This window comes from Stenotrophomonas sp. 109824_Sma (genome assembly GCF_056480025.1).
The window spans coordinates 1633044-1653661 of the sequence record NZ_CM151078.1; the positions used below are offsets into that span (position 1 = coordinate 1633044).

Below are 20618 nucleotides of genomic sequence, written 5' to 3' on the forward strand. Positions count from 1 at the left end.
GGGCGTCGTCCCCGGTTGGTGGCAGGGAGGGCGGGTGCTTGCGATGGCGGCTGGCGCTCAGGAACAGGGTCCGGCGCGGCGCAGGGGGATAAGGGTCGTCGTCCATAAGGTGCGCCCGAAGGCGCGCTGGCATCTTAGCAAAGGGGCATGGCAGGGTGGCAACCGCCTGTTCAGGTTGGGGGTTCCAAGGCCTCGAAAGGGGGCGGGGATACCCGTGATGGTCATCTAGCCGTCATAATTCCGTCTGGTGCCGTCCTTCCCGCGACGGCTGACAGGTTTCTCAATGTTCTCTCTGCAGACCATTTTCGGTTCCGGCAAACAGTTCTACACCCTGCTCGATGAGGCTGCCGTCGCGGCTTCCGACGCCGCCAAGGCGCTGCATTCCATGCTGCGCGAGGCCGACCGCCAGCCCGCGCTGGACGCCTTCAAGCTGGCCCGCCTGCGCGAACGCGCGGCCTCGGACAAGATCAGCCAGGCGCTGGTGGACAGCTTCATGACCCCGATCGAGCGCGAAGACATCGAAGCGCTGGGCTCGGCGCTGTACAAGATTCCCAAGCAGATCGAGAAGTTCGCCGATCGCTATTCGCTGGCCACGACCCACCTGGAGCACATCGACTTCGCGCCGCGCGCGGCGATGCTGGAACAGGCTGCCGGCGTGGTGGTGGAGATGGTGGCCGACCTGCGCCACATGAACCTGGACCGGATGACCGCGCTCAACGAGAAGCTGCGCTCGCTGGAGAACGAGGCCGACCGCCTGATGCTCGAGCTGTACCGCGACATCTATTCGGGCCGCCTGGACAACCTGCAGATGTTCCTGCTGAAGGAATTCTTCGAGATCCTGGAAAAGGCCATCGACCGTTGCCGCGAGGCCGGCGTGGTGGCGTACCAGATCGTGTTGAAGAACAGCTGACGGACGCCGCCGCATGTTGACCCTTGTCCTGGTGGTGATCCTGGCCGCGCTCGTTTTCGAGTTCATCAACGGCTTCCACGACACTGCCAATTCCATTGCCACCGTGGTGGCGACCAAGGTGCTCTCGCCCGGCTGGGCGGTGATGCTGGCCGCCTTCATGAACCTCATCGGTGCACTGACCGGTACCGCGGTGGCGCTGACCATCGCCTCGGGCCTGCTCAACACCAACGTGGTTGACGTCACCCCGCAGGTGATCCTGTGCGCCCTGCTGGGCGGCATCATCTGGAACCTGATCACCTGGTGGAAGGGCTTGCCGTCCTCGTCCTCGCACGCGCTGATCGGTGGCCTCTGCGGCGCCGGCCTGGCCGCCGCCCACAACAACTGGGACGCGCTGATCTGGTCCGAGCGCCTGGGCAGCTGGGCGCAGAACAAGGGCCTGCTGTGGAAGGTGTTCGTGCCGATGATCACCTCGCCGATCGCCGGCTTCCTGCTCGGCATCGTGGTGATGGTGCTGCTGTGGGCGCTGATCGCCGGCCTGGCCAAGATCGGTGGTGCCATCGGTCGCCTGGCCCGTCCGCGCATCGTCAACGCCTTCTTCGGCAAGGCCCAGATCGCCTCGGCGGCCTACATGGGCTTCGCCCACGGCCATAACGACGCGCAGAAGACCATGGGCATCATCGCCATGACCCTGATTGGTGCCGAAGCCACCGGCGCATTGAACGACCTGCCGTCCTGGCTGGCCTTCATGCATCCGGATGCGCATGCCGGTGACGGCATCGCCATGTGGATCGTGCTGACCTGCGCGGTGGTGATGGCGGCCGGTACCGCCTCGGGCGGCTGGAAGATCATCAAGACCCTGGGCCACAAGATGGTCAAGCTGCACCCGATCCACGGCTTCGCCGCGGAGACCAGCTCGGCCACCATCCTGACCCTGGCTGCCCACTTCGGCATGCCGGTCTCGACCACGCACAGCATCTCCACCGCGATCATGGGCGTCGGTTTCGCCAAGAACCCGCGCTCGCTGAAATTCGGCGTGATCGAGCGCATCGTCTGGGCCTGGATCCTGACCATCCCGGCCGCCGGAGGCTGTGCGTACCTGATCCTGAAGCTGTTCGAGCTGTTCGGCTGGACCTGAGGCCCGCAGCCTTGGGGTCAGAGCCCTTTCCCTGCGGGAAAAGGATCTGACCCCGACAAACGAAAAAGCCCGCCGTATTCCGGCGGGCTTTTTTCATGGGCAGATCGTTTCTCGGTATCCAGCGTGTCGACCAAGGTCGACACCCACCAAATCAGCAGGAAGTAGACACCCACCGACAGCGGACGGTCGCCTCCCCAACCGCCGCAGGAACCTGTCAGCGGCGGGGTGGGGTGGGGTTGCAGGACCGTTGGCGCCATGGATGGCGCCATCGAGCCCCCATGGACGGGTTCACGGCGTGTCCTGCAACCCCACCCCACCTCGCCAGCCCACGGAACCCCGGCTTTTGACGTTGGACGTTGCCGTTGCAGTCAGCGGGTGCCGGGCCGCAGGCCCGGCCGACCCCCTCAATTACGCTGGAACAACGCCTGCACATCCTTGCGGAACGCCGCCTGGCTGTCCGCCCGGCTGTAGAACATGTGCCCGCCCGGATAGCTCCGCACCTGCACCCGGTCCGGATTGCTGCCCATCGTCGGCATCTGGTCCACGGTCAGGATCGAGCCCATGAACGGGCACGACAGGTCGTTCCAGCCATGCACGATCAGCACCTGCAGATGCGGATCGATCGCCACCGCCTGGCGCAGCTGGGTCACCGCGCCCTGGCGCAGCTCGCCATTGCGGTCCCACAACCGGTTCACGTCGTAGTTCAGCGCCTGGTAGCGCGCATCCACCTTCCAGCCGACCACCCGCGTCACGAAGTCGACCATCGCCGTGGTTGTCGGCGCGATGATGCTGTCCAGCAGTGGATCGTTGGCGCGCTGCTCCGGATCATTCGGGAACGGATCGAACGCGGTCACGTTGGAGTCGTAGCGGCTGCCCAGCGTGCCCTTGTCGCGGAACACTTCACGCAGGTAGGCCTGGGTTTCCAGGCGCCCGCCGGCGCGGCGCACGAACTGCGGGTCCAGTCCGGTCAGCGCGGTCACCCGCCGCAGCATGGCTTCGGTAGCCTGCGGATCGCTGCGGCCCTTCATCAACGCGGTGGCGTAGTCGCCACGGGTGTACTCCACCACCTCGCGCATCGCCGCATCGGTCAGCTTGCCCTGGCGCTCCAGGTGCGCCGCGGCGATCGACGGCAGCGTCTGCATCCATGCCATCGGCGAGACGTCGGCGTTGTCTTCCAGGGTCGGGCTCAGGTAGGGCGAGACCAGCACCAGGCCGTTCATCGCCACGCCCAGCCGGGTCTGCAGGAAGTGGGTGATGCGCGGGCCACGGTAGCCACCGTAGCTCTCGCCGGTCAGGTACTTGCGCGAGGCCATGCGCTGGTTGCGTAGCAGCCAGTCGTAGATCGAGCGCGAGAGGTATTCGACGTCGGCACTGGGGTTGTAGAGCGCTTTCTTGGCTTCATCGTCGCCGATCCGCGCGCGGCTGAAGCCGGTACCGACCGGATCGATGAACACCAGATCGGTGAAGTCCAGCCAGGTGCCCGGGTTGTCGTGCAGGGTGGCCGGCGCCGAAGCGCTGTCACCCTCGGAGCCGAAGGTCACCACCTTCGGCCCGATCGCGCCCATGTTGAGGTACACCGACGACGCACCGGGGCCGCCATTGAGCGCGAAGGTCACCGGTCGGTCCTTGCCCGGCATCGTGTAGGCGGTGAACACCACGTCGGCGATCACCTTGCCCTTGGCATCGCGTACCGGCAGGGTGCCGACGGTGGCGGTGTAGTCCAGGGTGCGGCCGGCCAGGCGCATGCTCTGGCGGGCCGATGCGTCGGCGGGCAGCGCAGGCGCTTCGGTCTTGTCATCTTTCGGATCGGGCTTGGCCTCGGCGTCGGGCGCGGCCAGCACGCTGGCAGGGGCGATGAGCAGGCCGACGCAGAGCGCGGCAGTGTGCAGCAGGGACTTCATGGCACCGGATCGGCAGCGGAAGGGGGTTCCGATGCTAGGCCGGTGGCGGGCCATGCCGTATGTGTCCAAAGGCATGGCCGTGCGATGAGGCCGCCACTGGCCAGATTGGGTCAAGCGGGCAGGGTGGCTGCCGCGTCGTCATCGGCCAGCAGGCCGTAGACGGCCGAGTCGGCCAGTTGCCCCTGGATGCGCCAGCGCTGGCGCAGCACCCCTTCGCGGTGGAAGCCCAGGCGTTCCAGCACGTGCGCGGAGGGCGCATTGCGGGGGTCGATCTCGGCTTCCACGCGATGCAGGTGCAGGGTGCGGAACAGGTAGGCCAGTACCTGTTGCAGGGCCTCATGCATATAGCCCTGGCCCTGGCGATCGGGGGCCAGCAGGTAGCCGATCTCGGCGCGCGCCGCATCGCGGTCCACCGCGAATACCACGCAGATGCCCAGCAGCGGACCTTCCAGCGATTCGCGCACGGCCAGCTTCAGCTGGGTGCCGATGGCATGGGCGGCGAGGTCATCGTCGATCTGCTCGCGCGCTTCGGCCTGTCGCGTCCAGGCCGGATGGTTCCACCAGCGCATCACATCCGGGTTGGACTGCAGCGTGAACAGCGCGGCGGCGTCGTCACGGCGGATCGGGCTCAGGACCAGCCGTGCGCTGTGCAGCGGCAGGCCGGGGAACAGCAGCGAGTGGCTGGCCAATACGGTGGTCCACGCGGATGGACGCGCATTATGGCGCCGCCGGGTTTGCCGATGGGGGTGTAATGTCCCGGGGCGCATGGACCGGTCGTGCCGGCCGCTGGCCGGCAACCTCGATATCCAGTTGATTCATGCAGATCTGCCGGCCAGCGGCCGGCACTACCGGGCAACCGGGTCAGAGCCGTTTCCTGTCAGGAAACGGATCCGACCCCGCGCCGGGATCAGACTTCCAGCGAAGCCAGGTCGCCCTTCGACTCCAGCCAGCCCTTGCGGTCGGACGCGCGCTTCTTGGCCAGCAGCATGTCCATCAGCGAACGGGTCTGCTCGCCATCGTCCACGGTCAGCTGCACCAGGCGGCGCGTATCCGGGTGGATGGTGGATTCACGCAGCTGCGGCGGATTCATCTCGCCCAGGCCCTTGAAGCGGGTCACGTTGATTGCGCCCTTGATCTTCTCGCGCTCGATCTTGTCCAGCATCGTGCGCTTCTCTTCCTCGTCCAGGGCGTAGAACACCTGCTTGCCCACGTCGATGCGGAACAGCGGCGGCATCGCCACGAACACGTGGCCGGCATCGACCAGCGCCGGGAAGTGCTTCAGGAACAGCGCGGTCAGCAGGGTCGCGATGTGCAGGCCGTCGGAGTCCGCGTCGGCCAGGATGATGACCTTGCCGTAACGCAGGCCGGCGATGTCGTCCTTGCCGGGGTCGCAGCCGATGGCCACGGCCAGGTTGTGCACTTCTTCCGAAGCCAGCACGCTGTTGGACGAGACTTCCCAGGTGTTGAGGATCTTGCCGCGCAGCGGCAGGATCGCCTGGAAGTCCTTGTCGCGCGCCTGCTTGGCGCTGCCGCCTGCCGAGTCACCTTCCACCAGGAACAGCTCGGTGCGCGACAGGTCCTGGCTGATGCAGTCGGCCAGCTTGCCTGGCAGGGCCGGGCCTTGCGTGACCTTCTTGCGGACGACCAGCTTCTCGGTCTTCAGGCGCGCACTGGCGCGCTCGATGGCGATCTGCGCGATCTTCTCGCCCAGTTCCACGTTCTGGTTCAGCAGCAGGCTGAAGGCATCGTGCGCGGCGCCTTCAACGAAGCCGGCGGCCTGGCGCGAGGACAGGCGTTCCTTGGTCTGGCCGCTGAACTGCGGGTCGGTCATCTTCAGCGACAGCACGAACGACACCCGGTCCCACACGTCTTCCGGGGCCAGCTTGACGCCGCGCGGCAGCAGGTTGCGGAAGTCGCAGAACTCGCGCAGCGCCTCGGTCAGGCCGGTACGCAGGCCGTTGACGTGGGTGCCATGCTGGGCGGTCGGGATCAGGTTGACGTAGCTTTCCTGGACCAGCTCACCTTCCGGCAGCCAGGCCACGGCCCAGTCCACCACCTCGGTGTCCTTCTTCAGGTTGCCGACGAACAGGTCGGCCGGCAGCGATTCGCGCTCGCCCAGTTCCAGCTTCAGGTAATCGCGCAGGCCGTCTTCGTAGTACCAGGTATCGACTTCACCGGTGGCTTCGTCGGTCAGCTTGACGGTCAGGCCCGGGCACAGCACGGCCTTGGCACGCAGCAGGTGCTTCAACGCGCGCACCGCGAACTTCGGCGTGTCGAAGTACTTCGGGTCCGGCCAGAAGCGCACGCGGGTACCGGTGTTCTTCTTGCCGACGGTGCCGACCACTTCCAGCGGCGTGGCGCGGTCGCCATTGCGGAAGGTGATGCGGTGTTCGGCACCTTCGCGCTTGATGTGCACCTCCACCAGGGTCGACAGCGCGTTGACCACGCTGACGCCGACGCCGTGCAGGCCGCCGGAGAAGGTGTAGTTGTTGTTGCTGAACTTGCCGCCTGCATGCAGGCGGGTGAGGATCAGTTCGACGCCCGGGATCTTCTCTTCCGGATGGATGTCCACCGGCATGCCGCGGCCGTCATCGCTGACCTCCACGCTGCCGTCCTTGTACAGGGTGATCTCGATCGAGCGGGCATGGCCGGCGAGGGCCTCGTCCACCGAGTTGTCGATCACTTCCTGCGCCAGGTGGTTCGGGCGCGCGGTGTCGGTGTACATGCCGGGACGGCGCTTGACCGGGTCAAGGCCGGACAGGACTTCAATATCGGCGGCGTTATAGCGGGCGTTCATCTATCTTCTAAAGCGCGGAGCGACGCGCAAGTGTGCGGTCTGGACGGCGATTTTGCACGCCTGCGGTTCAGCCTCGGCGCCGGGGAGGGGGTAAAATGGCAGCCGCTGGAATCTGAACGCCGGCGACCCCCGTTGGGTCGAAACGTCCAAGCCATACCGCGAGGAGGACCTCATGAAGAAGTTGCTGACCATTGCAATCCTGGCCGCTGCCGCTGTTGCAGTGCCGCTGGTGGTGGCGCAGAACGCTGGCCAGCCGGCCCCGCAGCAGGGTGACCAGGCCGACAAGGCGCAGGCCGAGGCCGATGCCAAGGCCAAGCGTCGGGCCCAGGCCAATGCCGAAATGAAGGCGCAGGGCCAGCCGGCCCCGCAGAAGGAAGAAGAGGAAGAGGCGCGGAAGAAGCGCTGATCCCGCAACCTGCCAAGCGCCCTTGTGACAAGGGTTGCGCACCGGAACGCCCCGCCCAGCGGGGCGTTTTTTGTTGGATCGGCCGCACAAGCCCCTTGGGTTGGCGGCCATCAATCTGTAAACTATGGCTTTCCGGGAGTAAGTGCGTGTCCACCATTTGCGAATGGGCTGGAGCGGCCAAGCGTGGCTTCCAGCATGGCGGGTCGCAGGTGACGGTCGATTTGACCGGCACGGCCACCCCGACCTCGCACGATGGTCCCCGTCCGGCGCGTGCCGCCGCACGGACCCGCACCTCCCTCGCTGTCCCAGCGAACCGGAAAACCCCCTCCGAGCACCATGCCCGCCCTCCGGGTGCGCGTGGTGCTGCCGTTTTCCATTTCCAGACAGGATGCTTGCAGCCATGACTCCCTTGATTTTCGTAACCGGCGGCGTGGTGTCCTCGCTCGGCAAAGGCATTGCCGCCGCGTCGCTGGCCGCCATTCTCGAAGCCCGTGGCCTGAAGGTCACGATGATGAAGCTCGACCCGTACATCAACGTCGACCCCGGCACCATGAGCCCGTTCCAGCACGGTGAGGTCTATGTCACCGACGACGGCGCCGAGACCGACCTCGACCTGGGCCACTACGAGCGCTTCGTGCGCACCCGCCTGAGCCGCAAGAACTCGGTCACCACCGGCCGCATCTACGAGAACGTGATCCGCAAGGAGCGCCGCGGCGACTACCTGGGCGCGACCGTGCAGGTCATCCCGCACATCACCGACGAGATCCGCCGCTGCATCGACGAAGCCACCGAAGGCTACGACGTGGCGCTGGTCGAGATCGGCGGTACTGTCGGCGACATCGAGTCGCTGCCGTTCCTGGAAGCGATCCGCCAGGTGCGCACCGAGCGTGGCCCGGAGAAGGCACTGTTCATGCACCTCACCCTGGTGCCGTACATCGGCGCCGCCGGCGAGCTGAAGACCAAGCCGACCCAGCACTCGGTGAAGGAACTGCGTTCGATCGGCATCCAGCCGGACGTGCTGCTGTGCCGTTCCGAGCAGGCGGTGCCGGATTCGGAGCGCCGCAAGATCGCCCAGTTCACCAACGTTTCCGAGCGCGCGGTGATCAGCGTGCCGGACGTCGACGTGCTGTACCGCATTCCGTCGGGCCTGCACGCGCAGGGCCTGGACGAGATCGTGGTCAACCAGCTGAAGCTGGCCGACAAGGCCGGCCCGGTCGATCTGTCGATGTGGGAAGACGCGGTCGATGCGACCCTGCACCCGCTGGACGAAGTGACCATCGCCGTGGTCGGCAAGTACGTCGACCACCAGGACGCCTACAAGTCGGTCGGCGAAGCACTGAAGCACGGCGGCCTGCGCCAGCGCACCAAGGTCAACCTGAAGTGGCTGGAAGCACAGGACCTGGAAGGCACCGACATGGCCGCACTGGCCGATGTCGACGGCATCCTGGTGCCGGGTGGCTTCGGTGACCGTGGTTTCGAAGGCAAGGTGCAGACCTCGAAGTTCGCCCGCGAGCAGCACGTGCCGTACTTCGGCATCTGCTATGGCATGCAGGCGGCCGTCGTCGATTACGCGCGCAACGTGGTCGGCCTGGAAGGCGCCAACAGCACCGAGAACGACCGCCAGTCGCCGAACCCGGTGATCGGCCTGATCACCGAATGGCGCACCGCCACCGGCGATGTCGAGAAGCGTGACGACAAGAGCGACCTGGGTGGCACCATGCGCCTGGGCCTGCAGGAGCAGCGCCTGAAGCCGGGCACGCTGGCCCGTGAACTGTACGGCAAGGACGTGGTCGCCGAGCGCCACCGCCATCGTTATGAGTTCAACAACCGCTACCGCACCCAGCTGGAAGATGCGGGCTTGGTGATCGCCGGCAAGTCGATGGACGACACCCTGGTGGAAGTGGTCGAGCTGCCGCGCGATGCGCATCCGTGGTTCCTGGCCTGCCAGGCGCATCCGGAATTCCTGTCCACGCCGCGTGATGGCCACCCGCTGTTCATCGGTTTCATCCGTGCCGCGCGCGAGCGCAAGGCCGGCGGCAAGCTGCTGCAGGAAGCCCGCGCCTGACTTGTGATGGGGGCCGCCGGCCCCCATCTTGCACGCTTCAACCCCCAGCGCACCGGCCCAGCCGGTGCCGCGGACAACAAGGAAACGCCATGAAACTGTGTGGATTCGAGGTCGGGCTGGACCAGCCCCTGTTCCTGATCGCCGGCCCCTGCGTGATCGAGTCGATGCAGCTGCAGCTCGATACCGCCGGCAAGCTGAAGGAAGTCACCGACAAGCTCGGTGTCAACTTCATCTTCAAGTCCAGCTTCGACAAGGCCAACCGCACCTCGGGCACCGCGTTCCGCGGCCCGGGCATGGAAGAGGGCCTGAAGGTCCTGGCCGAGGTCAAGAAGCAGATCGGCGTGCCGGTGCTGACCGACGTCCACGAATACACCCCGATGGACGAAGTGGCTTCGGTGGTGGACGTGCTGCAGACCCCGGCGTTCCTGGTCCGCCAGACCGACTTCATCCGCAAGGTGTGCTCGGCCGGCAAGCCGGTCAACATCAAGAAGGGCCAGTTCCTGGCGCCGTGGGACATGAAGCCGGTCGTGGAGAAGGCCAAGGCCACCGGCAACGAGCAGATCATGGTCTGCGAGCGCGGTGCCAGCTTCGGCTACAACAACCTGGTCAGCGACATGCGTTCGCTGGCGGTGATGCGCGATACCGGTTGCCCGGTGGTGTTCGATGCCACCCATTCGGTGCAGCTGCCGGGCGGGCAGGGCACCAGTTCCGGTGGCCAGCGTGAGCACGTGCCGGTGCTGGCCCGTGCCGCCGTGGCGGTAGGCATCTCCGGCCTGTTCGCCGAGACCCATCCGGACCCGTCCAAGGCCCTGTCCGATGGCCCCAATGCGTGGCCGCTGGACCAGATGGAAGCGCTGCTCGAGACCCTGATGGAGCTTGACGCGGTGACCAAGAAGCACGGCTTCTCGCGCTTCGCGTGAGTCGTGACCCGTGGGTGGCGCTGGAAGACCAGCGCCACCGCCGGCACTGGAAGCAGTGGCCGTGGGGCCTGATCGCACTGGGCCTGGCCGTGCTGTTCACCGTGGGCATGTTCGGCCTGGCGCTGATCGGTGCGGCGTCGGTGCGTCCCCCGGGTGATGGCAGCAGCGCGCTCGATCTGCGGACGTACTTCATTGCGCTGCTGGTCGCGGAGCTGCTCGGTGCCGTGGGCTGCGTCGCTGCCGCTGTACTTGCGTGGCGGCTGAATCGCGGCAAGGTGGCGGCTGGCCTGGCGATCATCCTGCTTTCGCTGTGGCTTGGCGCCCTGTTCTACGGATTGCTTTGATGAATACGAGCACGTCAGCGCGCGGCTGGCCCTGGGGCCTGATCGCGCTGGGGCTGTCCGTGCTCGCCTGGACGTCCCTGCTGCTGGGTGTAATGGCCTTCGCGGCCAGCTTCGGCTCACCGGGTGACGGCAACCACGGCATGCGGGCCATGCAGTACTGGATTCTGGCTGCTCTGGTCATGCTGGGTCTGTCGTTCTTCGGCAGCCTGGTGGCGATCGTGCTGGCCTGGCGACGCAGGCGGGGAGCGGTCTGCGCCACCATTGCAGGCGCATTGCTGACGCTGCTGGTGTCGATGGTCCTGATCGTGATCGGGTCCAGCTGGGGCTGATGCCGCCCAGGCCATTTGGCAAGTGGCGGGCAGCCGGGGATAATCACGCGGCATTCGTTTTGTCGCCCCCTCTCCATACAGGTAACCGGCCCGACCATGAGTACGATCCGCAGCATCCACGCCCGTGAAATCCTCGACAGCCGTGGCAACCCCACGCTGGAAGCCGAAGTCATCCTGGAGGACGGTTCGTTCGGTCGTGCCGCGGTTCCCTCCGGCGCCTCGACCGGCACCAAGGAAGCGGTCGAGCTGCGTGACGGCGACAAGACCCGTTACCTGGGCAAGGGCGTGCGCAAGGCCGTCGACAACGTCAACACCACCATCGCCAATGCGCTGAAGGGCTTCGAAGCCACCGACCAGGCTGGCCTCGACCGTCGCCTGATCGACCTTGACGGCACCGAGAACAAGGGCCGCCTGGGCGCCAACGCGCTGCTGGGTGTTTCGATGGCCGCCGCGCATGCCGCCGCTGCATCGAACAAGCAGGCGCTGTGGCAGTACCTGGCTGCCAAGACCGGCGTGACCCCGTCGCTGCCGGTGCCGATGATGAACATCATCAACGGCGGCGCGCATGCCGACAACAACGTCGACTTCCAGGAGTTCATGGTGCTGCCGGTCGGCTTCACCTCGTTCTCCGAAGCGCTGCGTGCCGGCACCGAAATCTTCCATTCGCTGAAGTCGGTGCTGAAGGGCCACGGCCTGAGCACGGCGGTGGGCGACGAAGGTGGCTTCGCGCCGGACTTCCGCAGCAACGTCGAAGCACTCGACACCATCCTCGAAGCGATCGGCAAGGCCGGCTACACCGCCGGTGAAGACGTGCTGCTGGGCCTGGACGTGGCCTCCAGCGAATTCTTCGAGAACGGCAAGTACAACCTGGTCGGCGAGAACAAGCGCCTGACCTCCGAGCAGTTCGTCGACTTCCTCGCCGACTGGGCCGCGCAGTACCCGATCATCACGATTGAAGATGGCCTGGCCGAGAACGACTGGGCTGGCTGGAAGCTGCTGACCGACCGCATCGGCAAGAAGGTGCAGCTGGTCGGCGACGACCTGTTCGTGACCAACCCGAAGATCTTCCAGGAAGGCATCGACTCGGGCACCGCCAACGCGATCCTGATCAAGGTCAACCAGATCGGCACCCTCAGCGAAACCCTGGAAGCGATCGCCATGGCCGACCGTGCCGGCTACGCCGCCGTGGTCTCGCACCGTTCGGGCGAAACCGAAGACACCACCATCGCCGACATCGCGGTGGCCACCACCGCCACCCAGATCAAGACCGGCTCGCTGTGCCGCAGCGATCGCGTGGCCAAGTACAACCAGCTGCTGCGTATCGAGGAAGCCCTCGGTGCCGGCGCGCGTTACGCCGGTCGTGACGCGTTCGTTTCGCTGAAGCGCTGAGCCGATGCGCGACTGGCGCTGGATGCTGCTGGTGCTGGCCCTGTTGCTGGGCTGGCTGCAGTACCGCTTCTGGTTCGGTCCGGGCAACTCGGGCGAAGTGATGATGCTCGAAGCCCAGGTCGCCAACCAGGAGCGGGACAATGAGGGTCTGCAGCAGCGCAACGACGCGCTGGCTGCCGAAGTGAAGGACCTCAAGGAAGGCCAGTCCGCCATCGAGGAACGCGCGCGCAGCGAGCTGGGCATGATCAAGCCTGGCGAGAAGTTCTACCGCGTGGTCGAGGATGCGCCGGTCCGCCCGGCGCAGCCCGCGGCAGGCGTCAATGCCCAGGCTGGCGAACACCCGGCGGACGTGCCATGAGCGCGGCGATCTGGGTGGTGGTTCCAGCCGCGGGCCGTGGCGCCCGCTTCGGCGCGCCGCTGCCCAAGCAGTACCTGCAGGCGGGCGGGCAGATCCTGCTCGCCCACACCCTGGACGCATTGCTGGCGCATCCGGCCGTGGCCGGGGCGATGGTAGTGATCGGCCAGGACGATGCCGACTGGCCGGGCTGGAGTGAATGGGCCGGCAAGCCGGTACTGACCTGCGTCGGCGGCGCGACCCGTGCCGCTTCGGTGCTGGCTGGGCTGCAGGCGCTGCCGGACTCGGTGCGCGCCGATGAGTTCGTGCTGGTCCACGATGCCGCGCGACCCAACCTGTCGCTGGCCGATCTTGGCCGCCTGCTTGAAGTCGGCCGTGCCGATCCGGTCGGCGCGATCCTGGCCGCACCGGTGCGCGACACCCTCAAGCGTGCGGGCGACGACGGTGGCATCGATGGCACCGAACCGCGCGAGCGCCTGTGGCGCGCGCTGACGCCGCAGCTGTTCCGCCGCCACCAGCTCAGCCGCGCGCTGTCCGAAGCCGCCGCCGCCGGTATTGAAGTCACCGATGAGGCCATGGCCATGGAGCGCCAGGGCCAGCGCCCGCTGCTGGTCGAGGGCAGCGAGGACAACTTCAAGGTCACCACCCCGGCCGATCTGGACCGGTTCGAATTCGTACTTTCCCGCCGCGCCGGCTGATTAGCCGCGCGGCCCTGTAGCAAGGGTTGCATCCATGAGCACCGCACCGTTCCCGCCCGTCCGCATCGGCCAGGGCTACGACGTCCATGCCTTCGGTGAAGGCGACCACATCATGCTTGGCGGCGTGAACGTGCCGCACAGCTGCGGCGTGCTCGCGCACAGCGACGGCGACGTGATCCTGCATGCCCTGTGTGATGCCATGCTCGGCGCGCTGGCGCTGGGTGACATCGGCCAGCATTTCCCGCCCAGTGACGACCGCTGGAAGGGCGCCGACAGCAGCGATTTCGTGCGCCACTGTGACAGCCTGCTGCGTGAGCGCGGCTGGCGCGTCGGCAACACCGACATCACCGTGATCTGCGAGCGACCGAAGGTCGGCCCGCATGCGCTGGCCATGCGCGAGCGCATCGGCGGGCTGCTGCAGTTGCCGCTGGACGCGGTCAGCGTCAAGGCCACCACCTCGGAGAAGCTGGGCTTCACCGGCCGTGGTGAAGGCATCGCCGCGCAGGCGGTCGTGTTGCTGGTGGCGGCATGATTCCGCTGCCGTTGGCGTTTGGTGCGCCGTTGTTGACGGCGCGCATCCGCACCACGCCGGACGATTTCCAGGTGGATGAACTGCCGGCGTTTGAGGCCACCGGTGAAGGCGAGCACCTGCTGCTGCACATCCGCAAGCGCGGCGCCAACACCGTGCATGTGGCCAAGCTGCTGGCCACGTGGGCCGGTTTGCCGGAAATGGCAGTGAGCTACGCTGGCATGAAGGATCGCCATGCGGTCACCACCCAGCGTTTCAGCGTGCACCTGCCCAAGCGCGTCGCGCCGGACCTGGCCGAGCTGGCCAGCGACGAGATCGAAGTGCTCGAAGCCACCTGGCACAACCGCAAGCTGCAGCGCGGCGCACTGGCCGGCAACCGCTTCAAGCTGGTGCTGCGTGACGTGCAGGGGGATGCCGCCGCAATCAGCGAACGCCTGCAGCAGATTGCCGGACGCGGCCTGCCGAACTGGTTTGGCGAGCAGCGCTTCGGCCGCGACGGCGGCAATGTTCCGGCCGCACTGGCGATGTTCGGCGGCCGTCGCATGCGCAAGGACCAGCGTTCGCTGCTGCTGTCTGCCGCCCGATCGGCGCTGTTCAACCGCGTGCTGGCCGCACGCGTGGAGCAGGGCAACTGGGACCAGCCGCTCGATGGCGAAGTCTGGATGCTCGATGGCAGTCGCAGCGTGTTCGGCCCCGAGCCGTACACCGATGTGCTGGCCGAGCGGCTGGCGCGTTTCGACATCCATCCCAGTGCACCGCTGTGGGGCGAAGGCGAGCTGCGCAGCACCGACGCGGCACGTGAGCTGGAGCTGGCCGCGCTGGCCGACGACGAGTCGAAGGCACTGCGGGCCGGCCTGGAAGACGCGCGCCTGAAGCAGGAGCGCCGCGCGTTGCGCCTGCGCCCGGCGCTGCTGCAGCATCAGTGGCTGGCCGATGACGTGCTGGAACTGTCGTTCGCGCTGCCGCCAGGCTGCTACGCCACCGCCGTGCTGCACGAGCTCGGCCCGGTCGAAGACGCCTCGCAGGCCTGACGGAAAAGGGGACGGAGGCGAAGAGCATCCACGCATGGCGTGGACCTACTTTCCTCCGCTCGCCACAGTAGATCCACGCCATGCGTGGATGGTTTACCTCAACGCCGTGCCAGCAGCACCAGTACCGCGCCGGTGCCACCTTGTCCGGTCGGTGCCGAATGGAATGCCAGCACGTCGTTGCGCAGCCGCAGCAGGCGATCGACCAGGTTCTTCAGCACCGGCGCACCGCCATCGGACTGCAGACCCTTGCCGTGGATGATGCGCACGCAGCCGTACTCGTGTGCATGCGCTTCCAGCAGGAACTGGCGCAGCAGGGCTTCGGCCTGCGCGGCGGTGGCGCCGTGCAGATCCAGTTCGTCCTGCACCGAGTACTGGCCGCGCTTGAGACGCTGGAACAGGCGTGGTGGCAGGTTGTCGCGGCGATAACTGGCCACGTCGCCGGCTTCCAGTGGCGTACTGTCGCGCAGCAGCCGGGCGAACTCGCCGGCCGCTTCGGCCTCGTCACGTTCGGCCATGCGTGCACGCGGTTTCGGCCGGGGCGCGGCAGGTGCCGGCTCGGCATCCTTGCGCAGCGGCGTCACTTCGCCGATGGCCGCACGGAACAATGCGGCCGGATCTTCGTCTTCAGGGTGCGACATGCGCACAGGGTAAACCGCCGGCGCAGGTCTGCCTATGACGGTTCGATGTCGGCCGTGACCGCCGACAGGGTAGGACCGGCGGCTCGCATGCGGCACAATAGACGATGCCCTTGCAGGGTCGACCGCTTCCGCAGGGGAGCGCGACGGTCCCGCCCACACTGCACGGTGATGGAATCGAATTCTTGGAAAATCAAGCGGTTAAATCGAAGATGCGAATCCTGGTCAGCAATGACGATGGTGTCGACGCCGCAGGCATCCGGATGCTTGCCTCGGTCCTGCGCGAGGCCGGTCACGAAGTCACGGTGGTTGCGCCCGACCGCGATCGCTCCGGCGCCAGCAACTCGCTGACCCTGGACCTGCCGATCCGGCTCAAGCGCATCGACCATTACACCGTCTCGGTGGCCGGCACACCCACCGACTGCGTGCACCTGGCGCTGACCGGCCTGCTTGAATTCGAGCCTGACATTGTCGTGTCCGGCATCAACAACGCCGCCAATCTCGGCGACGACGTGATCTATTCCGGCACCGTCTCGGCGGCGATGGAAGGTCGCTTCCTCGGCCTGCCGGCCGTGGCGGTCTCACTGGTCAGCCGCAACCACGATCCGAAGCACTTCGAGACCGCCGCGCGTGCCGCGGTGGAGATCGTCGCCCGGCTGAAGGCCGATCCGCTGCCGGCCGACACCATCCTCAACGTCAACGTGCCGGACCTGCCGTGGAGCGAGGTCAAGGGCTTCGAGGTCACCCGCCTCGGCAACCGCCATCGTGCCGAAGGCTGCATCGCGCAGAAGGATCCGCGCGGCAACGAGGTGTACTGGATCGGCCCGGCCGGCCGTGAGCAGGACTCCGGTCCCGGTACCGATTTCCACGCGGTGCGCACCGGCCACATCTCGATCACCCCGATCCAGGTCGACCTCACCCGCTACCAGGCGCTGGAGAAGGTCGCCGGCTGGGTGGGCGGCCTCAGCGCCGCGCTGGATCAGCCGGCATGAGTCCACGCCTGCGATTGCAGCCGGAAGCCGTCGGTATCGGCATGACCTCGCAACGCGTGCGTGATCGTCTGGTCGACCGCCTGCGTGAAGTCGGCATTGTCGACGAATCCACCTTGAACGCGATCCGGGTGGTGCCGCGCCATCTGTTCATCGATGAAGCGCTGGCCTCGCGTGCCTATGAGGACACCGCGCTGCCGATCGGCCATGGCCAGACCATATCGCAGCCCTGGGTGGTCGCGCGGATGACCGAGGCGGTGCTCCAGGTCGCGCCGAAGCGCGTGCTGGAAGTCGGCACCGGCTCCGGCTACCAGGCCGCCATCCTCGGCGCACTGGGCCTGGAGGTCTACACCGTGGAGCGCATCGGCGACCTGCTGCGGCAGGCACGCAAGCGCTTCCGCGCACTGGGCATGAACATCCGTACCAAGCATGACGACGGTCGCGCCGGCTGGGCCGAGCACGGCCCGTTCGATGCCATCGTGGTCACCGCCGCAGCGCCGGCACTGGTCGATGAACTGGTCGGGCAGCTGGCCGAAGGCGGGCGCCTGGTGGCGCCGGTCGGTGGCCCAGGCGGGCAGTCACTGGTGCAGCTGGACCGCAGGCCCGATGGCAGCATCGAACAACGCGTGCTGGCGCCGGTCACGTTCGTGCCGTTGCTGTCTGGCATGCTCGACTAATCCACGGAGCAGGGTTGCATGAAGATTTTCGGGCCGCTGTACGAGCGGGCGATGAAGTGGGCGGCGCACGAACGCGCGCCGACCTACCTGACGGTGTTGAGCTTCTTCGAGGCGATCATCTTCCCGGTGATGCCGGAGGTGATGCTGGCACCGATGTGCGTGGCCCAGCCCAAGCGAGGCTGGTGGTTTGCCACCCTCAGCCTGGCCGGCTCGATGGTCGGTGCGGTGGTTGGCTACGCGCTGGGTCACTACGCCTTCGAGGCGATCAAGCCGCTGTTCGAAGCGCTGGGCATGCTGCCGGCGATCGAGCAGGGCATCACCACCGTGCAGGCGAAGATGGCTGAGTCGCCGTGGGCGGTGTTCACCTTCCTGGTGCTGGGCGGCTTCATGCCCATCCCGATGAAGGTCTTCACGTGGGCATCGGGTATCGTCGGCGTGCCGATGCCGCAGTACCTGTTGAGCATGCTGATCGGTCGTGGCAAGCGCGTGTTCGTGCTGGCCGCGGTCATCCGTATCGGTGGTGCGCGTGCCGAAGCGGCATTGCGTCGCTGGATTGAACCGCTGGGCTGGATCGCCACCGCGCTGGTGGTGGTGCTGATCGCCTGGCTTGTATGGAGGTCGAAGTTCGCATGAGTCCTGATCGTCTGAGCAAGGGAGTGCGCATCGGCGCGCTGGCGTTGCTGGTTTCCACCCTGGCCGCCTGCGGCACCGCCACCGTGGTCCGTCCCGGCGGCGGCAGTGCCGGTGGTGGCGTCACCACGCCGAAGACTTCGGTGCCCAAGCCCGGGCAGACCGTGGTGGTGCGCAAGGGTGACACCATCTACGCGCTGGCCCGCATCCATGACATCACGCCGGCCGACCTGATCGCCTGGAACAGTCTGGACAACCCTTCGACCATCCACCCGGGCCAGGTGATCCGGCTGTATCCGGCCGGTGCCAGCGGCGGCCGCGCACCGACCACGGTGGTCACCCCGCCGCGCTCGGGTGGCAGCAGTGCCGGCAGCACCGCGCCAGCCCCGGCGCCGGTTGGCCCGGTGAAGAGCAACATCGCCTGGCGCTGGCCGGCCGATGGCGCGATCGTCGGCCGCTACGTTGCAGGTGACGCGACCAAGCAGGGCGTGGACATCGCCGGTACCAGCGGCCAGGCAGTGAAGGCCACCGCCAACGGCGTGGTGGTGTACTCCGGTGCCGGCCTGGTCGGCTACGGCGAGCTGATCATCATCAAGCACAGCGACCAGTGGCTGTCGGCCTATGGCCACAATCGCAAGCGCCTGGTGAATGAAGGGCAGAGCGTGAAGGCCGGCGAGCAGATCGCCGAGATGGGCCGCACCGGTGCGAACCGCGACATGGTCCACTTCGAGATTCGCTACAACGGCAAGCCGGTCGACCCGCAGCAGTACCTCCCGGCGCGTTGATCGCTGTTGGATCAGGCAGCGCCGGGCCTTGCCCGGCGTTGCTGACCTGTAGCGTCGAGCCATGCTCGACCCGGGTACCGCAGAGATGCGGCCATTTGCGATCTTATGTGTCGCAGGCCCGCCTTCACGGCGTAGGGAATACCCGGCATTCTTGAGCGGATCCATTCGTCCCGGTGCCCCATGTTCCGCGTTGCTTCCGCTCTCGCGTTGCTCATCGTCGCGCCGCTGGCCATTGCAGCCAGCGATCCGCGTGGCGTGGTCACCCGTCTCTACGACGCAGTCCAGGCACCGGCGTCGAACGAAACGGCCATTCCTTCGCTGCTGGGCGATGCCCTGCGCTCAGCCGTCGACGCGCAGCGCACTTACGAGCGGGCCTGCGCTGCGCTGGCTGCGCACGACGAGAAGCCGCACATGCTTGACCAGAGCCCCTATCTGCTGGCGCCGGACCGGCCGGAGACGATAACGGTGGGAACGCCCGGATCGAGCCGTGACGCCACCTGGGTCCGCGTCGACATGGCGGTGGGCGGCTATCGCTGGACCGACCGGGTCCTGCTGCAGCGGCAGGGCCCGGACTGGAAGGTCATGGATATCCGCTGGGGGCAGGGCGGCAGCCTGATCGGACGGCTGCAACAGTTTTCGGCCTTCCGCTGCACACCTTCGGGCGGCTAGCGCCGGGACGCGCCCGGCGACCCGAACTCAGCCTTCCAGGATGAAGGCGGCCGCGACCTTGCGGCCTTCGCCCGCCAGGATGTTGAAGGTGCGTGCGGCGGCCGGATTGTTCATCACTTCCAGGCCGATGCCGCGCGACAGGCAGGCGGCCATCACTACCGCCGGCGGAAACACCTGGCGGTCACCGGTGCCGAGCACGATCAGCGCCGGATTCAGCGCCAGGATGGGTTCCAGGTCCGACAACTGCAGCGCAGCGGCACCCGCCACCGGCCAGTCCGTGACCAGCTGGTCCGGGGTCAGGAAAAAGCTGCTGCCCAGCACCTGGTCGTTGACCTTGGCCGAGCGGCCATCGGCGGCGCGCAGGCTGTAGGCGTAGTCAGGCGGTTCGTGGTTCAGCTGCATGGCGTCAGGGCGATCAGCCGCGCGGCAGCACGATCTGGCGCTGTTCCTTGCTCGGGCGGTACAGCACGGCAACGTGGCCGATGCGCTGCACCAGCGCGCTGTCGGTGGCTTCGACGATCTCGCCGATCATCACGTCACGGGCGTCGCGATCCTCGGCAGCGACCTTCACCTTGACCAGTTCGTGGCGCTCCAGCACTTCGTTCAGCTCAGCGATGAAGGCCGGAGTCACGCCCTTGCCGCCGGTCTGCAGCAGGGCCTTCAGGTCGTGGGCTTGGCCGCGCAGAAAACGGGTCTGGGAGGCGGTCAGGGCGATGGACATGCAGGAAAACACGGTTGAATGGGGCGATCAGGGTATCATGAGGACCCCATCAGCCCCTATTTTCAATGGCTACCCGCAGCAAAAGCAGCCAGCGCTGGCTCAAGGAACACTTCTCCGACCCCTTCGTGAAGAAGGCGCAGGCCGAAGGCATGCGCTCGCGCGCCGCCTACAAGCTCGAGGAGCTGCTCGAACGTGACCGGTTGCTGAAGCCGCACATGGTGGTGGTCGACCTCGGCGCGGCGCCGGGTGGCTGGTCTCAGCAGGTTCGGAGACAGATTGGCGACACCGGCCGTGTGCTGGCCCTGGACATCCTGGACATGCCGCCCCTGGCCGGCGTGGAGTTCCTTCATGGTGACTTCAGGGAAGAAGCCGTCCTATCGCAGTTTGAAGCCATGCTCGGGGATCAGCCGGTAGACCTTGTGCTGTCGGACATGGCCCCCAATAAGAGTGGTGTGGGCGCGGTCGACCAGCCGCGGATGATGCACCTGGCGGAGCTGGCCCTGGATTTTGCCGACAACCACCTGAAGACCGGTGGGGCATTCCTGATCAAGCTGTTCCAGGGCGAGGGCTTTGACGACTACGTGCGCGACATGCGCCGCCGGTACGACAAGGTCTCCATCCGCAAGCCGGAAGCCTCGCGCAAGCGCTCTCCCGAGGTGTATGCCTTGGGTCAGGGAAAACGCGCCCACATGAAGTAAGCTCG

24 protein-coding genes are annotated in these 20618 nt (G+C 66.8%); 18 read left to right on the plus strand and 6 right to left on the minus strand.

All coding sequences use genetic code 11. From position 1 onward, the window contains the following. Window positions 1-283 precede the first annotated feature (283 nt). Window positions 284-910 (plus strand): DUF47 domain-containing protein, encoded by a 627-nt coding sequence (locus tag ACZK1G_RS07640; protein WP_004152833.1) that lies wholly within the window; start codon window positions 284-286, stop codon window positions 908-910. Window positions 911-923: 13 nt separating this feature from the next. Beyond that, the gene (locus ACZK1G_RS07645; protein ID WP_014036730.1) at window positions 924-2045 is read left to right on the plus strand and encodes an inorganic phosphate transporter; all 1122 of its coding nucleotides are present in this window, start codon (window positions 924-926) and stop codon (window positions 2043-2045) included. Between the two features lie 404 nt (window positions 2046-2449). Here the strand turns inward: ACZK1G_RS07645 and ACZK1G_RS07650 are convergent, their stop codons facing one another. The 3 genes from ACZK1G_RS07650 to parE all read right to left on the minus strand — a co-directional run bounded on the left by ACZK1G_RS07650 (window position 2450) and on the right by parE (window position 6743). Further along, window positions 2450-3946: a S10 family peptidase gene (locus tag ACZK1G_RS07650; RefSeq protein WP_101765248.1), complete on the minus strand. Its 1497-nt coding sequence runs from the start codon at window positions 3944-3946 to the stop codon at window positions 2450-2452. Window positions 3947-4056: 110 nt separating this feature from the next. Beyond that, window positions 4057-4635, minus strand: coding sequence for a GNAT family N-acetyltransferase (locus ACZK1G_RS07655; RefSeq protein ID WP_101765249.1), 579 nt, complete (start codon window positions 4633-4635; stop codon window positions 4057-4059). 218 nt (window positions 4636-4853) lie between these two features. Continuing rightward, window positions 4854-6743, minus strand: coding sequence for a DNA topoisomerase IV subunit B (parE, locus tag ACZK1G_RS07660; protein ID WP_014036733.1), 1890 nt, complete (start codon window positions 6741-6743; stop codon window positions 4854-4856). Between the two features lie 172 nt (window positions 6744-6915). Here parE and ACZK1G_RS07665 point away from each other — a divergent pair, with 172 nt between their 5' ends. From ACZK1G_RS07665 to truD, 10 genes are all read left to right on the plus strand, one after another. Continuing rightward, entirely contained in the window at window positions 6916-7149 is a 234-nt protein-coding gene (locus ACZK1G_RS07665; RefSeq protein ID WP_014036734.1) for a hypothetical protein, read from the plus strand. A 400-nt stretch (window positions 7150-7549) separates the two neighbouring features. Next, a complete protein-coding gene (locus tag ACZK1G_RS07670) occupies window positions 7550-9214 on the plus strand; it encodes a CTP synthase (protein ID WP_049445684.1) in 1665 nt (554 codons plus the stop codon). Window positions 9215-9303: 89 nt separating this feature from the next. Next, window positions 9304-10134 carry a 3-deoxy-8-phosphooctulonate synthase gene (kdsA, locus tag ACZK1G_RS07675; protein WP_014036736.1) on the plus strand — a complete coding sequence of 277 codons (831 nt, stop codon included), beginning with the start codon at window positions 9304-9306 and terminating at the stop codon, window positions 10132-10134. Continuing rightward, window positions 10131-10478, plus strand: a complete 348-nt coding sequence (locus ACZK1G_RS07680) for a hypothetical protein (protein WP_049445683.1) — start codon at window positions 10131-10133, stop codon at window positions 10476-10478. The genes kdsA and ACZK1G_RS07680 overlap by 4 nt, the downstream gene beginning before the upstream one ends. Beyond that, on the plus strand, window positions 10478-10807 hold the full coding sequence (locus ACZK1G_RS07685) for a hypothetical protein (RefSeq protein WP_049445681.1): 330 nt from the start codon (window positions 10478-10480) through the stop codon (window positions 10805-10807). Before ACZK1G_RS07680 ends, ACZK1G_RS07685 begins: the two co-directional genes overlap by 1 nt. Before the next feature lie 96 nt (window positions 10808-10903). After that, a complete protein-coding gene (gene eno, locus ACZK1G_RS07690; protein ID WP_014036739.1) occupies window positions 10904-12196 on the plus strand; it encodes a phosphopyruvate hydratase in 1293 nt (430 codons plus the stop codon). A gap of 4 nt (window positions 12197-12200) precedes the next feature. After that, window positions 12201-12554, plus strand: coding sequence for a cell division protein FtsB (gene ftsB / locus ACZK1G_RS07695; protein ID WP_049445679.1), 354 nt, complete (start codon window positions 12201-12203; stop codon window positions 12552-12554). Further along, entirely contained in the window at window positions 12551-13249 is a 699-nt protein-coding gene (ispD, locus tag ACZK1G_RS07700; RefSeq protein ID WP_049445677.1) for a 2-C-methyl-D-erythritol 4-phosphate cytidylyltransferase, read from the plus strand. Before ftsB ends, ispD begins: the two co-directional genes overlap by 4 nt. A gap of 34 nt (window positions 13250-13283) precedes the next feature. Further along, the gene (gene ispF, locus ACZK1G_RS07705) at window positions 13284-13781 is read left to right on the plus strand and encodes a 2-C-methyl-D-erythritol 2,4-cyclodiphosphate synthase (protein WP_005409005.1); all 498 of its coding nucleotides are present in this window, start codon (window positions 13284-13286) and stop codon (window positions 13779-13781) included. After that, window positions 13778-14809, plus strand: a complete 1032-nt coding sequence (truD, locus tag ACZK1G_RS07710; RefSeq protein ID WP_049445675.1) for a tRNA pseudouridine(13) synthase TruD — start codon at window positions 13778-13780, stop codon at window positions 14807-14809. Before ispF ends, truD begins: the two co-directional genes overlap by 4 nt. Window positions 14810-14907: 98 nt before the next feature. Here truD and ACZK1G_RS07715 read toward each other — a convergent pair whose 3' ends face one another. After that, window positions 14908-15447 (minus strand): Smr/MutS family protein, encoded by a 540-nt coding sequence (locus tag ACZK1G_RS07715; protein WP_014036743.1) that lies wholly within the window; start codon window positions 15445-15447, stop codon window positions 14908-14910. Between the two features lie 209 nt (window positions 15448-15656). Between ACZK1G_RS07715 and surE the strand changes: the two genes are divergently transcribed. The 5 genes from surE (at window position 15657) to ACZK1G_RS07740 (ending at window position 19194) form a co-directional block, all read left to right on the plus strand. Further along, a complete protein-coding gene (gene surE / locus ACZK1G_RS07720; RefSeq protein WP_049445673.1) occupies window positions 15657-16436 on the plus strand; it encodes a 5'/3'-nucleotidase SurE in 780 nt (259 codons plus the stop codon). Then, a complete protein-coding gene (locus tag ACZK1G_RS07725) occupies window positions 16433-17110 on the plus strand; it encodes a protein-L-isoaspartate(D-aspartate) O-methyltransferase (RefSeq protein ID WP_014036745.1) in 678 nt (225 codons plus the stop codon). Before surE ends, ACZK1G_RS07725 begins: the two co-directional genes overlap by 4 nt. Window positions 17111-17128: 18 nt before the next feature. Continuing rightward, on the plus strand, window positions 17129-17743 hold the full coding sequence (locus ACZK1G_RS07730) for a YqaA family protein (RefSeq protein WP_049445671.1): 615 nt from the start codon (window positions 17129-17131) through the stop codon (window positions 17741-17743). Continuing rightward, window positions 17740-18525: a peptidoglycan DD-metalloendopeptidase family protein gene (locus ACZK1G_RS07735; protein WP_014036747.1), complete on the plus strand. Its 786-nt coding sequence runs from the start codon at window positions 17740-17742 to the stop codon at window positions 18523-18525. Before ACZK1G_RS07730 ends, ACZK1G_RS07735 begins: the two co-directional genes overlap by 4 nt. Window positions 18526-18705: 180 nt before the next feature. Continuing rightward, window positions 18706-19194, plus strand: coding sequence for a YqhG/Tai3 family protein (locus ACZK1G_RS07740; protein ID WP_101765251.1), 489 nt, complete (start codon window positions 18706-18708; stop codon window positions 19192-19194). A 27-nt stretch (window positions 19195-19221) separates the two neighbouring features. Here ACZK1G_RS07740 and ACZK1G_RS07745 read toward each other — a convergent pair whose 3' ends face one another. Then, window positions 19222-19596: an Mth938-like domain-containing protein gene (locus ACZK1G_RS07745; RefSeq protein ID WP_101765252.1), complete on the minus strand. Its 375-nt coding sequence runs from the start codon at window positions 19594-19596 to the stop codon at window positions 19222-19224. 13 nt (window positions 19597-19609) lie between these two features. Then, window positions 19610-19915: a ribosome assembly RNA-binding protein YhbY gene (gene yhbY / locus ACZK1G_RS07750; protein WP_101765253.1), complete on the minus strand. Its 306-nt coding sequence runs from the start codon at window positions 19913-19915 to the stop codon at window positions 19610-19612. Between the two features lie 65 nt (window positions 19916-19980). On the opposite strand from yhbY, the gene rlmE reads away from it, so the two are divergent. Then, window positions 19981-20613: a 23S rRNA (uridine(2552)-2'-O)-methyltransferase RlmE gene (gene rlmE / locus ACZK1G_RS07755; protein WP_005409014.1), complete on the plus strand. Its 633-nt coding sequence runs from the start codon at window positions 19981-19983 to the stop codon at window positions 20611-20613. Window positions 20614-20618 lie beyond the last annotated feature (5 nt).

What these genes read in the sequence shown, in the direction of transcription:
- ACZK1G_RS07640 (WP_004152833.1), top strand. Translation starts at nt 284, where the DNA reads ATGTTCTCTCTGCAGACCATTTTCGGTTCCGGCAAACAGTTCTACACC.
- ACZK1G_RS07645 (WP_014036730.1), top strand. Translation starts at nt 924, where the DNA reads ATGTTGACCCTTGTCCTGGTGGTGATCCTGGCCGCGCTCGTTTTCGAG.
- ACZK1G_RS07650 (WP_101765248.1), bottom strand. Translation starts at nt 3,946, where the DNA reads ATGAAGTCCCTGCTGCACACTGCCGCGCTCTGCGTCGGCCTGCTCATC.
- parE (WP_014036733.1), bottom strand. Translation starts at nt 6,743, where the DNA reads ATGAACGCCCGCTATAACGCCGCCGATATTGAAGTCCTGTCCGGCCTT.
- ACZK1G_RS07665 (WP_014036734.1), top strand. Translation starts at nt 6,916, where the DNA reads ATGAAGAAGTTGCTGACCATTGCAATCCTGGCCGCTGCCGCTGTTGCA.
- ACZK1G_RS07670 (WP_049445684.1), top strand. Translation starts at nt 7,550, where the DNA reads ATGACTCCCTTGATTTTCGTAACCGGCGGCGTGGTGTCCTCGCTCGGC.
- kdsA (WP_014036736.1), top strand. Translation starts at nt 9,304, where the DNA reads ATGAAACTGTGTGGATTCGAGGTCGGGCTGGACCAGCCCCTGTTCCTG.
- ACZK1G_RS07685 (WP_049445681.1), top strand. Translation starts at nt 10,478, where the DNA reads ATGAATACGAGCACGTCAGCGCGCGGCTGGCCCTGGGGCCTGATCGCG.
- eno (WP_014036739.1), top strand. Translation starts at nt 10,904, where the DNA reads ATGAGTACGATCCGCAGCATCCACGCCCGTGAAATCCTCGACAGCCGT.
- ftsB (WP_049445679.1), top strand. Translation starts at nt 12,201, where the DNA reads ATGCGCGACTGGCGCTGGATGCTGCTGGTGCTGGCCCTGTTGCTGGGC.
- ispD (WP_049445677.1), top strand. Translation starts at nt 12,551, where the DNA reads ATGAGCGCGGCGATCTGGGTGGTGGTTCCAGCCGCGGGCCGTGGCGCC.
- ispF (WP_005409005.1), top strand. Translation starts at nt 13,284, where the DNA reads ATGAGCACCGCACCGTTCCCGCCCGTCCGCATCGGCCAGGGCTACGAC.
- truD (WP_049445675.1), top strand. Translation starts at nt 13,778, where the DNA reads ATGATTCCGCTGCCGTTGGCGTTTGGTGCGCCGTTGTTGACGGCGCGC.
- ACZK1G_RS07715 (WP_014036743.1), bottom strand. Translation starts at nt 15,447, where the DNA reads ATGTCGCACCCTGAAGACGAAGATCCGGCCGCATTGTTCCGTGCGGCC.
- surE (WP_049445673.1), top strand. Translation starts at nt 15,657, where the DNA reads ATGCGAATCCTGGTCAGCAATGACGATGGTGTCGACGCCGCAGGCATC.
- ACZK1G_RS07725 (WP_014036745.1), top strand. Translation starts at nt 16,433, where the DNA reads ATGAGTCCACGCCTGCGATTGCAGCCGGAAGCCGTCGGTATCGGCATG.
- ACZK1G_RS07730 (WP_049445671.1), top strand. Translation starts at nt 17,129, where the DNA reads ATGAAGATTTTCGGGCCGCTGTACGAGCGGGCGATGAAGTGGGCGGCG.
- ACZK1G_RS07735 (WP_014036747.1), top strand. Translation starts at nt 17,740, where the DNA reads ATGAGTCCTGATCGTCTGAGCAAGGGAGTGCGCATCGGCGCGCTGGCG.
- ACZK1G_RS07740 (WP_101765251.1), top strand. Translation starts at nt 18,706, where the DNA reads ATGTTCCGCGTTGCTTCCGCTCTCGCGTTGCTCATCGTCGCGCCGCTG.
- ACZK1G_RS07745 (WP_101765252.1), bottom strand. Translation starts at nt 19,596, where the DNA reads ATGCAGCTGAACCACGAACCGCCTGACTACGCCTACAGCCTGCGCGCC.
- yhbY (WP_101765253.1), bottom strand. Translation starts at nt 19,915, where the DNA reads ATGTCCATCGCCCTGACCGCCTCCCAGACCCGTTTTCTGCGCGGCCAA.
- rlmE (WP_005409014.1), top strand. Translation starts at nt 19,981, where the DNA reads ATGGCTACCCGCAGCAAAAGCAGCCAGCGCTGGCTCAAGGAACACTTC.